The sequence below is a fragment of the Pseudomonas retamae genome (assembly GCF_043496865.1).
GTDB classification, from domain to species: domain Bacteria; phylum Pseudomonadota; class Gammaproteobacteria; order Pseudomonadales; family Pseudomonadaceae; genus Aquipseudomonas; species Aquipseudomonas retamae.
On sequence record NZ_JBIEIL010000011.1, the window covers coordinates 32,903 to 46,915 of the forward strand.

12 protein-coding genes are annotated in these 14,013 nt (G+C 58.3%); 10 read left to right on the plus strand and 2 right to left on the minus strand.

From position 1 onward, the window contains the following. Positions 1 to 42: 42 nt before the first annotated feature. Positions 43 to 951 carry a 50S ribosomal protein L3 N(5)-glutamine methyltransferase gene (gene prmB / locus ACGSLL_RS20770; protein ID WP_394507763.1) on the minus strand — a complete coding sequence of 303 codons (909 nt, stop codon included), beginning with the start codon at positions 949 to 951 and terminating at the stop codon, positions 43 to 45. Positions 952 to 1,189: 238 nt separating this feature from the next. Between prmB and ACGSLL_RS20775 the strand changes: the two genes are divergently transcribed. The 5 genes from ACGSLL_RS20775 to ACGSLL_RS20795 all read left to right on the plus strand — a co-directional run bounded on the left by ACGSLL_RS20775 (position 1,190) and on the right by ACGSLL_RS20795 (position 3,965). Then, positions 1,190 to 1,780, plus strand: a complete 591-nt coding sequence (locus tag ACGSLL_RS20775; RefSeq protein ID WP_090282502.1) for a cysteine hydrolase family protein — start codon at positions 1,190 to 1,192, stop codon at positions 1,778 to 1,780. A 130-nt stretch (positions 1,781 to 1,910) separates the two neighbouring features. Then, positions 1,911 to 2,231, plus strand: a complete 321-nt coding sequence (locus tag ACGSLL_RS20780; RefSeq protein WP_007914024.1) for a hypothetical protein — start codon at positions 1,911 to 1,913, stop codon at positions 2,229 to 2,231. Positions 2,232 to 2,305: 74 nt separating this feature from the next. Next, positions 2,306 to 2,863 carry a Smr/MutS family protein gene (locus ACGSLL_RS20785; protein ID WP_394507764.1) on the plus strand — a complete coding sequence of 186 codons (558 nt, stop codon included), beginning with the start codon at positions 2,306 to 2,308 and terminating at the stop codon, positions 2,861 to 2,863. A gap of 79 nt (positions 2,864 to 2,942) precedes the next feature. Beyond that, positions 2,943 to 3,488 (plus strand): GTP cyclohydrolase I FolE, encoded by a 546-nt coding sequence (folE, locus tag ACGSLL_RS20790; RefSeq protein WP_003236739.1) that lies wholly within the window; start codon positions 2,943 to 2,945, stop codon positions 3,486 to 3,488. A 105-nt stretch (positions 3,489 to 3,593) separates the two neighbouring features. Next, on the plus strand, positions 3,594 to 3,965 hold the full coding sequence (locus tag ACGSLL_RS20795) for a glutathione S-transferase N-terminal domain-containing protein (protein WP_394507765.1): 372 nt from the start codon (positions 3,594 to 3,596) through the stop codon (positions 3,963 to 3,965). A gap of 161 nt (positions 3,966 to 4,126) precedes the next feature. Here ACGSLL_RS20795 and ACGSLL_RS20800 read toward each other — a convergent pair whose 3' ends face one another. Beyond that, complete coding sequence (locus ACGSLL_RS20800; RefSeq protein WP_394507766.1) at positions 4,127 to 5,293, minus strand: aminotransferase-like domain-containing protein; 1,167 nt, start codon at positions 5,291 to 5,293, stop codon at positions 4,127 to 4,129. Between the two features lie 82 nt (positions 5,294 to 5,375). Between ACGSLL_RS20800 and ACGSLL_RS20805 the strand changes: the two genes are divergently transcribed. From ACGSLL_RS20805 to ACGSLL_RS20825, 5 genes are all read left to right on the plus strand, one after another. Beyond that, on the plus strand, positions 5,376 to 5,822 hold the full coding sequence (locus ACGSLL_RS20805) for a MarR family winged helix-turn-helix transcriptional regulator (protein WP_394507767.1): 447 nt from the start codon (positions 5,376 to 5,378) through the stop codon (positions 5,820 to 5,822). 316 nt (positions 5,823 to 6,138) lie between these two features. After that, positions 6,139 to 7,488 carry an NCS2 family permease gene (locus ACGSLL_RS20810; protein ID WP_090282498.1) on the plus strand — a complete coding sequence of 450 codons (1,350 nt, stop codon included), beginning with the start codon at positions 6,139 to 6,141 and terminating at the stop codon, positions 7,486 to 7,488. 86 nt (positions 7,489 to 7,574) lie between these two features. Beyond that, positions 7,575 to 8,204, plus strand: coding sequence for a LysE family translocator (locus ACGSLL_RS20815; protein WP_394507768.1), 630 nt, complete (start codon positions 7,575 to 7,577; stop codon positions 8,202 to 8,204). A gap of 237 nt (positions 8,205 to 8,441) precedes the next feature. Continuing rightward, a complete protein-coding gene (locus ACGSLL_RS20820) occupies positions 8,442 to 11,954 on the plus strand; it encodes a calcium-binding protein (protein ID WP_394507769.1) in 3,513 nt (1,170 codons plus the stop codon). Positions 11,955 to 12,124: 170 nt separating this feature from the next. After that, on the plus strand, positions 12,125 to 13,993 hold the full coding sequence (locus ACGSLL_RS20825) for a hypothetical protein (RefSeq protein WP_394507770.1): 1,869 nt from the start codon (positions 12,125 to 12,127) through the stop codon (positions 13,991 to 13,993). Positions 13,994 to 14,013: the final 20 nt, after the last annotated feature.

The following is a 14,013-nucleotide window of genomic DNA, read 5'->3' on the forward strand; positions in this document are numbered from 1 at the left end:
ATTTCCCTGTGGGAGCGAGCCTGCTCGCGAAGCTTTTAGTCTTTAGACGCGGGACGCGAACAAAGCCTGATGCGCGCGGCACTGCTCCGCCGTCAGCATGAACACGCCATGCCCGCCACGGGCGAATTCCAGCCAGGCAAAATCCACTTCCGGGTACAACGCCTCGACATGAACCTGGCTGTTGCCCACTTCAACAATCAGCAGGCCCTTCTCGGTCAGATGATCCGCCGCTTCGGCGAGCATGCGCCGGACCAGGTTCAAGCCATCATCGCCACAGGCCAGGCCCAGCTCGGGTTCGTGTTGATATTCATCCGGCATGTCGGCGAAATCTTCCGCGTCCACGTAGGGCGGGTTAGACACGATCAGGTCGAAACGCTGCCCCGGCAAGCCATCGAAACCATCGCCCTGCACGGTATAGACGCGCTCGTCGACACCATGCCGTTCGATATTCTGATTGGCCACTTCCAGCGCTTCAAACGAAAGATCGGCCAGCACTACTTCAGCATTTTGAAACTCGTAGGCACAGGCGATACCGATGCAACCGGAGCCGGTGCACAAGTCGAGGATCCGCGCCGGGTCATTGCCGAGCCACGGTGCAAAGCGGTTTTCGATCAGCTCGCCAATCGGTGAACGCGGGATCAGCACGCGCTCGTCGACGATAAACGACATGCCGCAGAACCACGCCTCGCCCAGCAGGTACGCGGTAGGAATGCGCTCTTCGATGCGACGCTTGAGCAGCCGTTGCAGGTTGACCAGCTCATCGTCTTCCAGCGCGCAATCAAGGTAGCTGTCGGCGATCTCCCACGGCAGATGCAGGGCGCCCAGTACCAGTTGCCGGGCTTCGTCCCAGGCATTGTCGGTGCCATGGCCGAAAAACAGATCCTCCCCATGGAAGCGGCTGACGGCCCAACGGATATGGTCGCGCAGGGTACGAAGTCGGGAAGTGATCACGGGCAGAACTCCTGAAAAAACGACTGGCGATTCTAACAGCCAAAACGCGTGACGACGACGCAGGAAAACCCGTGCGGCGACGGTAGGAGTTTTCTGTTTTTTGCATCAGCTATTGAACAGAAGGTGTAACTTGACAAGGCTGCAGGCCAATAACGACGGCGCCTACGATGGTAGCGATTCACAGAAACGCTCAGCCAGAGGACAATGTCGCAAAAGCCCCACCCCAAGGAGCCCCAGAATGTCCGTTCCAAAAACGATGTTTCAACTCAGCGGTCGCGGTTACGCAGCGGCCACACTGAGTCATGCCACCGTGGTCATCATCGATGCCCAGAAAGAATATCTTAGTGGCCCGCTGGCCCTGAGCGGCATGGACGCGGCCGTCGCGAACATCAAACAACTGGTTGCCGCAGCCCGTGCCGCCGGGCGGCCGATCGTGCATGTGCGCCACCTCGGCACCGTCGGTGGCCTGTTCGACCCGCAGGGCGAGCGCGGCGAATTCATCCCAGGCCTTGAACCGCAGGGCGATGAAACCATCATCGGCAAACTGCTGCCGAGCGCGTTTCACGGCACCGAATTGCTCGACCGCCTGCAGAATCTGGGTTCGCTGGACCTGATCGTCTGCGGTTTCATGAGCCATTCCAGCGTCAGCACCACCGTGCGCGCAGCGAAGAATCTGGGTTTTCGCTGCACCCTGGTCGAAGACGCCTGCGCTACCCGCGACTTGCCGTTCAAGGGCGGCGTGCTCAAGGCCGAGCAAGTGCAGGAAGCCGAAATGGCGATCATGGCGGACAACTTCGCCACCCTCGCCCTGACGCAAGACCTGATCTGATCTGCGCGGATGAGCGGCTTGCGGCGCCGCTCATCCATAAAGCCCGCTGATTTGCCGCAAATGCCATAGCCTCAGGAACAACCCGGTCAACTCCCGGTCGAAGGGCCGATACCCATTGAGGAAGGTCGGAATGAAGTTATCCGATGGATTTGACGCACGCCGCTTGCGGCCCAAAGGCCAAAGCAACTGGCGTTTTCGATTTGGCGCTGCGATCGCCGCCATTCTGGCGACGTTCGGCGTGCTGCTGGCGATGGCCGGGGCGGCCAGCCTGCTCGGGCGCCCGCCGGCGCTCGGTGACCTGAACGCTACGCCGATGGGCTCGGCAATCATTCTGGCGGTCGGCTTGCTGTTTCTGTATTTCGGTGTCGCCCTGTGGCGCCGTTGCCGCCGTCGCGCCCGGCAATCGCGGGAACTGAACATGTCCCCGCACCTGATGAAGAAACACGACTGATTCAATGGCCTGGCTTTTTGCCGGGCCGTTTTGTTTCGACTTGGGTAAACTGGCCGCCCTTCGCGGAGGCTGACATGCAAGACGACGATTTTTCCCTGTTCAAAAGTGCCATCCAAGGCGTCAAGCCGATCAAGCACGACCGCGCCGACACCGGCAAACCCAAGGCTGACCGCGCGCAGATCGCCAAGTTGCGCCAGTCCGCCACCGTGCGCAGCGATACCACCATCATTGACGGCCTGTCCGACCAGTTCGTGATCGACGTCGGCCCGGAAGACGAATTGATGTGGGCACGCGACGGGGTGCAGGAAAGCCAGATGCGCAAGCTCAAGATCGGCCAGATCCCGTTCGAAGGCAGCCTCGACCTGCATGGCATGAGCGTGGAGAAGGCCCGGGAAACTCTGTGGGCCTTTCTCGCCGAAGCGACCAAGTTTGAAATCCGCTGCGTACGCGTGACCCACGGCAAGGCTGTGCGGCTGGACGGCAAGCGGCCGATGATCAAAAGCCACGTCAACACCTGGCTGCGCCAGCATGCGCAGGTCCTCGGATTCTGCTCTTGCCAGGCAAAACACGGCGGCGCCGGCGCGGTTTATGTGATGCTCAAACGCACCATGATGGAAGGCCGCGACGAATAATCGCGTCACACCGAACTTGCAGGGTTGTGTCCGCCGCCGTACCCTTGCCGCTTGCGAAAATCCCCCCACAGGTAGTTTCATGTCCCTGGAACAGAATTACACCGCGATTCTCGGCCAACTGGGCGAGGACGTCTCCCGCGAGGGCCTGCTCGACACGCCAAAGCGTGCCGCCAAAGCCATGCAGTACCTCTGCCGCGGTTATGAACAGACGCTCGAAGAGGTCACCAACGGTGCCCTGTTCAGCTCCGACAACAGCGAAATGGTGCTGGTCAAGGACATCGAGCTGTATTCGTTGTGCGAGCACCACCTGCTGCCGTTCATCGGCAAGGCGCATGTGGCCTACATCCCGAGCGGCAAGGTGCTGGGCCTGTCGAAGGTTGCGCGGATCGTCGACATGTACGCTCGTCGCCTGCAGATTCAGGAAAACCTCAGCCGTCAGATCGCCGATGCCGTGTTGCAGGTGACCGGTGCGCTGGGCGTTGCAGTGGTGATCGAGGCCAAGCACATGTGCATGATGATGCGCGGTGTCGAAAAGCAGAACTCGTCGATGATCACTTCGGTGATGCTCGGTGAATTCCGCGAAAACGCCGCGACCCGCAGCGAGTTCCTCAGCCTCATCAAGTAATTCGCCGCCGCAGAAAAAACCGGCTTTCATCGCCGGTTTTTTTTCGTCCGCAAAAAATCGGGTAAGCTGCGCGCCTTTCTCAATTCGCACCGTGAGGCTTTCAACGTGTTCGTCAAAGCGCTTCGTGTCGGCCTCGGCCAACTGGTTATCTTCGCCGATTTCATCACCCGTCCGGGCAAGAAACAACGCCCTGCCGCTGCTCAGGCGCAAGTCGACGCCGCCGCCAAGGATCTGACCCTGTATCAGTTCCATGCCTGCCCGTTCTGCGTGAAGACCCGTCGCACCCTGCGTCGCCTGAATGTGCCGGTGGCGCTCAAAGACGCGAAGAATAACGAACAGGACCGGCAGACCCTGCTGGAACAGGGCGGCCGCATCAAGGTGCCTTGCCTGCGCATTGAAGAGAATGGCCAGACGACCTGGATGTATGAGTCCAAGGTGATTATTGATTATCTGGACAAGCGCTTCGCTGCGGTCTGATGGTTGGGCGGAGTTGCTGATGGCCTCATCGCCGGCAAGCCAGCTCCCACATTGATCTGTGGCGTTAAAAAAATTTGTGGGAGCTGGCTTGCCAGCGATGAGGCCCTGCCAGGCACCAAAAATCCCAGACAAAAATAAACCGGCCCTCAAGCCGGTTTTTTTTACGCCGCTTTATCGTGCTGAGCCTTGCGCACCACCGCCGCCAATCGCTGCAATCCTTCATCCAGTCGCGCCGGCTCGATGTGGCTGAAATTCAAACGTAAATGCCCAAGGTGGTTATCCGGCTCCGGGAAAAACGGCTCACCTGGCATGAACGCCACATCGTTGGCCAAGGCATCGTTGAGCAACGTTCGCGTGTCCAGCGGCCGCTTCAGTGTCAGCCAGAAAAACAGCCCGCCCTGAGGCGTTTCCCAATCCGCCAATTCAGCAAAATGCTTTTCCAGCGCCGCTTGAAACGCATCGCGCCGCTGCCGGTAGAACCCGCGTAGCTCGCTCAGATGCCGCTGATACTTGTCGCTGCCAATCCATTGCAGTGCCTGCCACTGGCCGATGCGATTGGTGTGAAGATCGGCGGATTGCTTGAGTTTCAGCAGATGTGGAAACAGGTCGGGGCTGGCAATCAGATAGCCGACGCGCAACCCTGGCAGCAGGGTTTTTGACACGGTGCCGGTGTAGACCCAACTGGCGCTTTGCAAGCGGCCGGCGATCGGTCTGGCACTGGCGCCGTCGAACGTCAGTTCACGGTAAGGTTCGTCTTCGATCAACGTCACGCCGAATTCATCGAGCAGCGCCGCGACGGCGGCACGCTTGGCTTCGCTGTAGCGCACGGCGGACGGGTTCTGAAAGGTCGGGATCAGATAGATGAACGCGGGACGATGCTGTTCCAGGCGTTGGCGCAATTGCACCAGATTCGGACCGTCGGCCTCTTGCGCGACGGTCAGGCAATCGGCGCCGAACAGCTGGAATATCTGCAGCGCGGCGAGATAGGTCGGCGCTTCGAGCAAAATCTCCGTGCCTTTGTCGATGTACAGTTTCGCCGCCAGATCGAGAGTTTGCTGGGAGCCGCTGACCACCAGCACCTGACTCGCCTGGCATTCCAGCCCAAGCGCTCTCGCCTGCGCCGCCAACGCTTCACGCAACGCCGGTTCGCCTTCGCTCATGCCGTACTGGCCGAGCGACAGCGGCATGTCGGCCCACTCGACTTTCGGCAGCATGGCCTCGGCGGGCAAGCCACCGGCAAACGACATCACCTCGGGGCGCTGAGCGGCAGCGAGGATTTCGCGGATCAAAGAACTTTTAAGGCGCGTGACACGTTCGGAAAAAGCCATGGAAGTCACCGGTAGCGAGGCGTAAGGAAAATAAGTCAAACTGCTTGACTGAAATTACGCCAACACCAGCGAGTACGTCAACATGCTTGACCTTAAAAACCCGACCAGCCAGCAGCACGCCATGGAAGCGTTTTTCTTCGGCTATCAGGCGTTCACTGCCAAGGCAGACGAAATGCTCGAACGCCGCGGTCTGTCGCGGGTGCATCAGCGCATCGTGTTTTTTATCGCGCGTTACCCGAATCTGAGCGTGAAGGAATTGCTGGCGCTGCTCGGTGTGAGCAAACAGGCGCTGAACATACCGTTGCGCCAGTTGCAGGAAATGCATCTGGTCGACAGCGTGGCGTCGCAGACCGACAAGCGAAAACGCCTGCTGGAATTGACTGCGGAAGGCGCGAAGTTCGAGCAGGCGCTGCGCCGCGAACAGGTGAAATTGCTCGAGCGGGTATTTGCCGAGGCTGGCGAGGCGGCGGTGAATGGCTGGCTGGCGGTGAATGTGGCGCTGGGCAAGCGCCAGGCAGCTCTCGATTGACTGTTCGGGCCTCATCGCTGGCAAGCCAGCTCCCACAATGACCAAGGGAGTACACAGATATGAAGAAACCAACGACTCCTGTGGGAGCTGGCCTGCCAGCGATAGGGCCCTGAAGGGCCATATATCCCTATCAATGGAAAAACTGAAGACAAAACCAAAAACAATATTTGCTTTATTTGTACACAAAAGCATAATCCACAGCGTGCGAGTTCCTGACCGCATGGTCAACAAATTCGCGTATGCCTCAAAGGGCCGCTGCCACCCCTCATGGGTCCGGCCCTGGAAATAACAATAAAACTCTTGAGGAGTACTCGCTGTGGAAAGCCGCAAATCCGAAGCATCGCCGCTGGATCTCTCGCCGCCCTTACGCACTGGCCTGCTGGAGCGTCTGTTTAAACTCAGCTTGCATGGCACCACGGTGAAGACCGAGCTGATTGCCGGTCTGACAACCTTCATCACCATGGCTTACATCATCTTCGTCAACCCGAACATCATGGCCGATGCCGGGATCGATCACGGTGCAGCCTTTGTCGCCACGTGTATCGCCGCCGCGCTGGGCTGCCTGTTGATGGGCCTCTACGCCAACTGGCCGGTGGGCCTGGCGCCGGGCATGGGCCTCAATGCATTCTTCACCTACACCGTGGTCGGCACCATGGGCTACAACTGGGAAACCGCACTGGGCGCGGTGTTCGTTTCCGGTGTGCTGTTCATGATCCTGACGTTCTCGCGCATCCGCGAATGGCTGCTCAACAGCATTCCGGTCAGCCTGCGCTTTGCGATGGGCGCCGGGGTCGGTCTGTTTCTCGGCCTGATCGGTTTGAAAACCGCCGGCATCGTCGTCGATAGCCCAGCCACCCTGATCAAGCTTGGCTCGCTGCGCGAACCCGGCCCGCTGCTCGCCGCGATCTGCTTTCTGATGATTGCGATCCTCAGCTACCACAAAGTCTTCGGCGCCATTCTCATCAGCATCATCACCGTTACCCTCGCCGGTTGGGGTCTGGGCATCGTTCATTACCAGGGCATCATGTCCGCCCCGCCAAGCCTGGCGCCGACCTGGATGGCCATGAACGTTGCCGGCGTGTTCAACGTCAGCATGATCAGCGTGGTCCTCGCCTTCCTGTTCGTGCACATGTTCGACACCGCCGGCACGCTGATGGGTGTCGCCCAGCGCGCCAATCTGGTCAACCCTGATGGTCGTATCGAAAACCTCTCCCGCGCGATGAAAGCCGACAGTGCCTCCAGCGTATTCGGCGCCGTGGTCGGTGTTCCGCCGGTGACCAGTTACGTGGAAAGTGCCGCAGGTGTGGCCGCTGGTGGTCGGACTGGTCTTACCGCCGTCACCGTAGGTGTGCTATTTATAGCGGCGATGTTTTTCGCACCGCTGGCCGGCATGATTCCCGCGTATGCCACTGCCGGTGCATTGATCTACGTCGCGATGCTGATGATGGGCGGCATGGCCCATATCGAATGGGACGAAGCCACTGATGCGATCCCGGCCATCGTTACTGCGATCATGATGCCGCTGACCTTTTCGGTCGCCGACGGCATTGCACTGGGCTTCATCACTTACGTGGCGTTAAAGGCCGGGACCGGCAAGTACAAGGAAATCTCCGTCAGCCTGTGGGTGCTCTGCGCAATCTTCATCGCCAAGTTCATCTTCCTGTAAGCGCTGCGCGGTCCGGGTTTCAAACAGCCTCACCCTCACCGGTGGGGCTTTTGCACATTCATGAACACAACAAAAAGGAGCAAAAAATGAGTCTGGAAACCTGGCTGCTGTTCAGCGGCGCCGCGCTGGTGGTGATCCTCATTCCCGGGCCGTTGTCCTTGCTGATGATCAGCAACAGCCTGAACTACGGACTGCGTCGTTCGTACCCGGCGTTTCTCGGCGGTGTCACGGCCTCGATCTGTCTGCTCAGCGCATCGGCGTTGGGTCTGGGTGCATTGCTGCTCGCCTCCGAGCAACTGTTCAGCGCGCTGAAAATCGTCGGCGCGCTGTATCTGTTCTACCTCGCCTGGCAGAGCTGGCAACAGTCGCGTCAGCCGTCGGTCGGTGCCGATGTTCCGCAAGCCGCGCCGGTGCCGCGCTTTCGCGCACTGTTCACCCGCGCCTTCGTGCTGGGCGCCAGCAATCCAAAAGACATCCTGTTTTTTGCTGCGTTCCTGCCGCAGTTTCTCAACGCCGAGCAGCCATTTCTGCCGCAACTGCTGGTGATGATCGCCACCTGGACCGTGTTGGACCTGTTGTGCAAACTGGCCTACGGCCTCGGTGCCCACGGCGCGGCGCGTTACCTGCGTAGCGGCAAGGGCCAGAGCTGGTTCAACCGCATCAGTGCCGGCCTGTTCGGCGGGGCCGGCGCGGCCTCGTTGCTCAGCAGTCATTAAGCCAACTGACCTGGCGTCCCCCGACCTGACAGCACGGGGGCGCCAGCCTTCATACGAAGTTACAGAACAGACTGGCGACTTCCATACTGATTACCTTCAATAGTTTGAACTCGCGAAGTAATCATTACTTGTTTATATGCAATACACCGCAACAACCCATTGATGTACATCGTTTGAACGCCCCCCTTACTATCCGGCCTTTATTCCACGGCAATCTGTCGGAACAAGGACGTTCAAATGGCCACATTAATAAGCGAAGCTTCGATTCAAACCGATCCAGTCGTCATAACCGACATGAGGATCGAGAGCAATGAGCGCAACACTTCGACAATCGATATTGACGGTGTCGGCGATACGCCAGTGGACACCCAGGTCAAAAGCAAAATCGGTCAACTGATTGTCAACGACACGATATTCGGCCCCATTCAGATCGGTGAGATTTCGATAACACGGGCTTCTCTGAATACATTGGGCGCCACAATCGACGGGCAGCCCCTGAACGGCGACAACACATTCTTTCGTATTCCCAAGCGCTCATTCATCAATTCGCTACAGTTCAGCGCGGGCGATATCGCGCGGCACATGAAGTCCTCGACCGGCCACGATGTTTATCTGTTGCCGACCCTGCTCTTTGACATCGCCAGTCGGCGCCCGATAACCGCACCGCGGATAACCCGGGAAAGCGCGCAAGTCGAAGAGGATCCGGGCAACTATCGCAGCAAGCTCGAAAAGCTTTTGAACAGCGCACAGAAACTTGATTTGCAGCACACACAACTACCGAACAACACACGGCGCTGGGTGGCCGCGGCAAAAACCCATCTCACCGTGGGTTCGAGTGTTGGCATTCAGGCTTTCGGCATATTCATGGGATTGCGCGGCATAGTGACTGCAATCAGGGCGGGCGACACCTCTGAAGTGGTACTGAACAGCGTGGGTATTGCCTCGGAGCTGGGCTCCATTGCCATTGACGTTGGCGTCAGCAAGGTCGCAACCGAGATGCTTACCGCGGGGAAAAACGCGTTCAGGGATTTTGCCAAAACCAGGTTTGCGCTAAGACTCGGCCGATCCGGCGGTCTGTTGGGGGGCGCACTGACGTTGCCCTTCGATGTATTCACCGCGGTCAAATCCTTGAATGCCGCCAGCCACGCAACCGGCAAGGAAGCCATCGATCATTATGTCAGCGCCGGTTTGAGCATCACCAGTGCCGCCATGACCGTAATCCTCGGTACCGCGGCATTGGCAGGCTTGTCATTTGTCGGCCCGGCAGGCTTGCTCGCCGGTGCAGTGCTGGCGATCGGATCGCAGGTGTACGGCGCGGTGCGTATCGTCGATGACATTGACGACTATATCGAACTGACACTCGATGAACGCTGGCGCTCAGGCTTCTTTTCGTTCTGCATGCTGGATGTCGAACAAGGCGTCAGGGACCGCTACAACCAGGCCAGAACCCTGATCCAGCATGCTGAACAACTCAAGCGCACGGCACGCAGATTGCTCGACGTCGACCTCAAGGACTCCACCGAAGCGGTGGTCAATGGCGCATTTGATGTTGACCTAGTACCCACGCAAGTCTGGAAGCGTAACTGGTGGACCAAAATCGATGCCTGGCAAACCGAAAACGTCCCGAAGGTCCGCGGTGCAGATGACACCATCGATGCTCGCGACGGGGTTACCCAGGACACCCCCGGCGCTGCACTCGGCGTTGCCGGAGACGACAAGAGCATTCTCTGGCTGATCGGCGATGGACGTGATTCGATCAAGGGCGTTGAGAAGAAATCGAATGTCTTTCATTACGGCTCGGGAACCAAGGACCTGACCGGCGGAGAGAAAGACGATCGTTTCGTGTTTGAAGCGGCTGCGGATCAGCTATCGAAAATCGAGAAAGGGTCGGCCTATTCGAAAATCAAAGGAGCGGCAGGCAACGACACCCTGGTTCTGAATGGCTTCAAGGACACCCCTAGAGGCTATGACGTCGATTTACCCGCCGGCACGCTGCAAGTCAGAACACCCGATATCGAGGCAGAAGACGGCGCGACCTATCAATTCCACAGCCTGCTGGAAAATATCGAGAACGTTGAAACCGTAAGAAGTGCTGCCAGTACAGTGACTGGCACCGAACACCGCAACATCATCAAATCACGTGGCCGCGACACGATAAAAGCCGGCGCGGGAAATGATCAGATACAACTGTGGCATGAAGGGGCCACAGCCTCGGGAGAAGAAGGTGCCGATGAGTATTTCATCGATCACCGTGAAGGTCGTTTTTACATCATCGAGGACGGCGCGCAGCACAGTACCATTGAGTTCAACTGGCGTATCGGGCTGATTGAAAGTTGGGTAATCGAGAACAACTCGCTGGTTATCACTTCTGGATTTGAATTTCATGACAGACCGAAAAACGTAGTAGTCATCCACGATATATATGAAACGACCGATAACGAGACTCGGGTCAAAAACACCAACCTGACGTTCTTGACCAAGGATGGTTATCAGCTGCAGCCTGACCTGCCGGAAACGCTCGATAGTGGTCAAAGTGTCGATATTGAAGTCGTGATCATAAAATATGGACGGCCGGCGAAACCGGTCATTGTTTACAAACCCGAATGCTGGACCCTGCATCAGAACGAAGCTCGATATTATCTTCCCCGCTCCGAGCAAAACATCTCGTTCTATTCGACAGAACGGCCCAATACAGTAACCAGCATTCATCTGGATTACGCCAGCGATGAGTTAACCAGGGTCGAAGCACAGTTCAGTGCCCGCGAGTCAGAGAAACACAAGGACCTGCTCGCCGGCTGTGATCTTGTTTACCACCTTGGAACGAAAACCCTGACCCTCAGCCAGTTCGCCTGGGCCCGAGGTGGAACTGATCCGCGAAACATGATCAAGATCCTGCGGACCATGGCCTTGCGCCCTAGTCATCAGTACCTTCTGATATTCAATGACGGTGTCGCCTTGAATGCGCAATTGACACCGGAAACAGATGCCGCGCCGGCCGACGACAACTACAAGGTGCATGCTTTCAATCACTGGACGACAGCGCTCAACTTGCCTCTGAAACCGCGAGAGAAGCAAATCGCCTATGAACTACCCAATAACGAACCGTACAAACTGACAGACAAAAACGGTTGCGCTGCCCTGACCTCCCTTCCAGATCAAACCGCAATGGAAAGCCTTGAAGGCGAAGGTGCCACGTACCTGATTCACCTCGTCGCCGACATGACGCTCAAACTTTCCACCCCCGGCGCGCTGGCCAATGCCACGGTCCGACTGCCGTACTCTTCGACGTGGGAACTCGATGCAACGTCGCTCGGCAAGATCGATATCAAGCTGGAACACAATCGGTTGCAGATAGGCACCTGCACGATTCACCTACCCGTTTATGAGAGCGAAGACTTGATCGATCAGGTTCGTGTCATCAGCGAACAAGGCATCGTTCATGTGGTGGACCTGTCCTTCGACCGAATCTATCGCGACGGCCTCGATGCGCGATTCTTCGAGCAACCGCAAAAGGACAAACCACTTGCGCAGGCCTTTGCACCCATGGCTGACCAGGTGGTTAAAGTGCGCAACATTGTTTTTGCCGACAACTTGCCCGGGGCTTTCAGTTACGACTTTGCCGCCTATGACTGGGTTCTGCGCATCAACAAGTCTCGCGTCGAGTATTCCGAGTTACGAGTGATCAATCGCTGCAGTCATCAGGATACGACTATTTTCAAGCAGCCTTTGATCGATGTGCCCCCGGCATAACGGCTCACATAACTACCAGCATCATCTACGCACTCTGCAAAAACCAGCGAGTACCGAAACTTCCCCGCCACTTTCCGGGCCCTGGCCTTGCGGGAAGCAAACGAGTGCGCCGAGGCATTGCGGCGAGCGACTGATAGCGCTCGTTATCATCACCCATTGAGTAATCATGTATGACCAAGCCACCGAAAAAAATTGCTGTGACAACAGCTGCCGATAGCACCCTGACTACGCGCGTCGTGCAGTCGGATTCAGGTGCCGGCGCGCACGTCCGAACGGGCCTGCCTGGCGCCTTCGCCTCCGGCGTTGATTCGACCACAGGCTCGCCAGGTACGTCAGTCACGTACCCGGCGGCAATCACCGTACGCACAATGCCGGGGCTGGGCAGCGACGCCGCAAATGCCACCCGCAATGCAGTCGCCTGGCCGCAGAATCGCTTGAATGAGCTGACACCAATCGGCGCAAACAGTGGATTGTTCAGCGGGCCGGACCAGCGCACCTACGCGCAACTCGGCAGCGACGGCCATTTTCTTGTCGAACAGAATGCGCACGGCGATTACTACCTGCCCATGACCTTTGCACCCGGCGTACCCGCAGCGGCGCTGACGAAGATTGAGGGCCGGCCCGACTGGTACGTTCAACGTCCCGGCAGGCAATCGACGCCAGGCCATTCCGGCGCCCCTGCGACGTCGCAACCGCTCGGCTATCTTGCCGCGGAGGACGCCAACACCCTGACCAAAGCCGAGCTTTCAATCGATGGAATTCGCTACAACAAGCTCAAGCAAGCTTTCGTCGACACGGCGCAAGGCACCGTCATGGTTCGTAAAGATCCGCAAGGCGAGTACCGGCATGCCTCGGCAGCGACAAGGCATTCCACCGGCATCGTATTTGAGCAGATTCCCGGCACGCTGCGCTGGCGGCCCAAGGCCGCGCAGATAGACGCTACCGACACGCCCCCAGTAACGGGTTCTCGACGTGTTGCAGAATCGGCCGAGCCGCTCGCCGGAGCGAGCAAACGTGCGCGGGCGGATGCCACAGAGCAGCCGCGTTCACTCGCACCGACTGCGCTCGAGGCCGACGTAGCGAGCGAGCAAACGCCATTTTTCTGGTTACCGTGGGGGCATTTGAACAAACCAGCTGCGGTGGAATCGATCCAGCTTGGCTGGTTTCATTATCCGATCGTACCCGTCGGCTCCAACCGCACACCCAAAGTCTTTTTCGTGCAGCATCCCGACTTCGCCCCGGCGCGCTTCGATGCGTTTGAAAAAATGCTGCGCACCGCACCGTCGTTGCAACCGGTCGCCACGTTTCGCATCGGGAACGACCCCGGCGAAGTCCACCCTGGAAAACGCTTCTTCGAAGAGCCCATCGCGCAATCGGTTGCCAGCACGTTCCCGGACTTTTCCGCAGCCACGGCATGGGCCGTCGCGCGAAAGCTCTTTGAACGGGCGGACAACTCGGCCGTCATTACCGGCACTGGCCTGGTGAATATTCAGGCGGTTCTGCACCAGTGGAAGCAAAAGCCCTTTCCCACGGCACCGGACTATGCCGACCCGCTGAACATGCTGGCGGTGGCACCTTCGATCGATATCAACGGCAAGACGCTCATCCCCATGCCCTCGCAATCCGACAGCGAGCTGCAACGGCTGACTTTTGACCCACAGCGTTTTCCCGTCGAATGGAGTCATTACAAGACCTACCCCAGCGATCTGAATCTGCGACGTCTGCTCGGCGCCCTGTTGATTCGTAGCGGCTACGACATCTTCCCCCTGACGCATGACCATCACAGGCCAACCCTGGTGTTCAGGCGCGAGCCCCATGAGCAGGTGTATTTCCTCAAACTGGGCTCGGTTGACCACGTCGGGTTGTCCCATACGCCGGGCAACGAACTGGCAGACCCGGGTTTGCCGAGCAGGATTGGCGACGAGGCGTTTCGTACCCTGACCACCGCCACGGCACAAAACAAAGTGGTCTGGCTGATCGGTGGTGTACTGAAGGTCGAGTCTGATCCGGATTCGGTGTTCATTATCAGAGAGCGGTGAACACCACCACCCGCACTCGC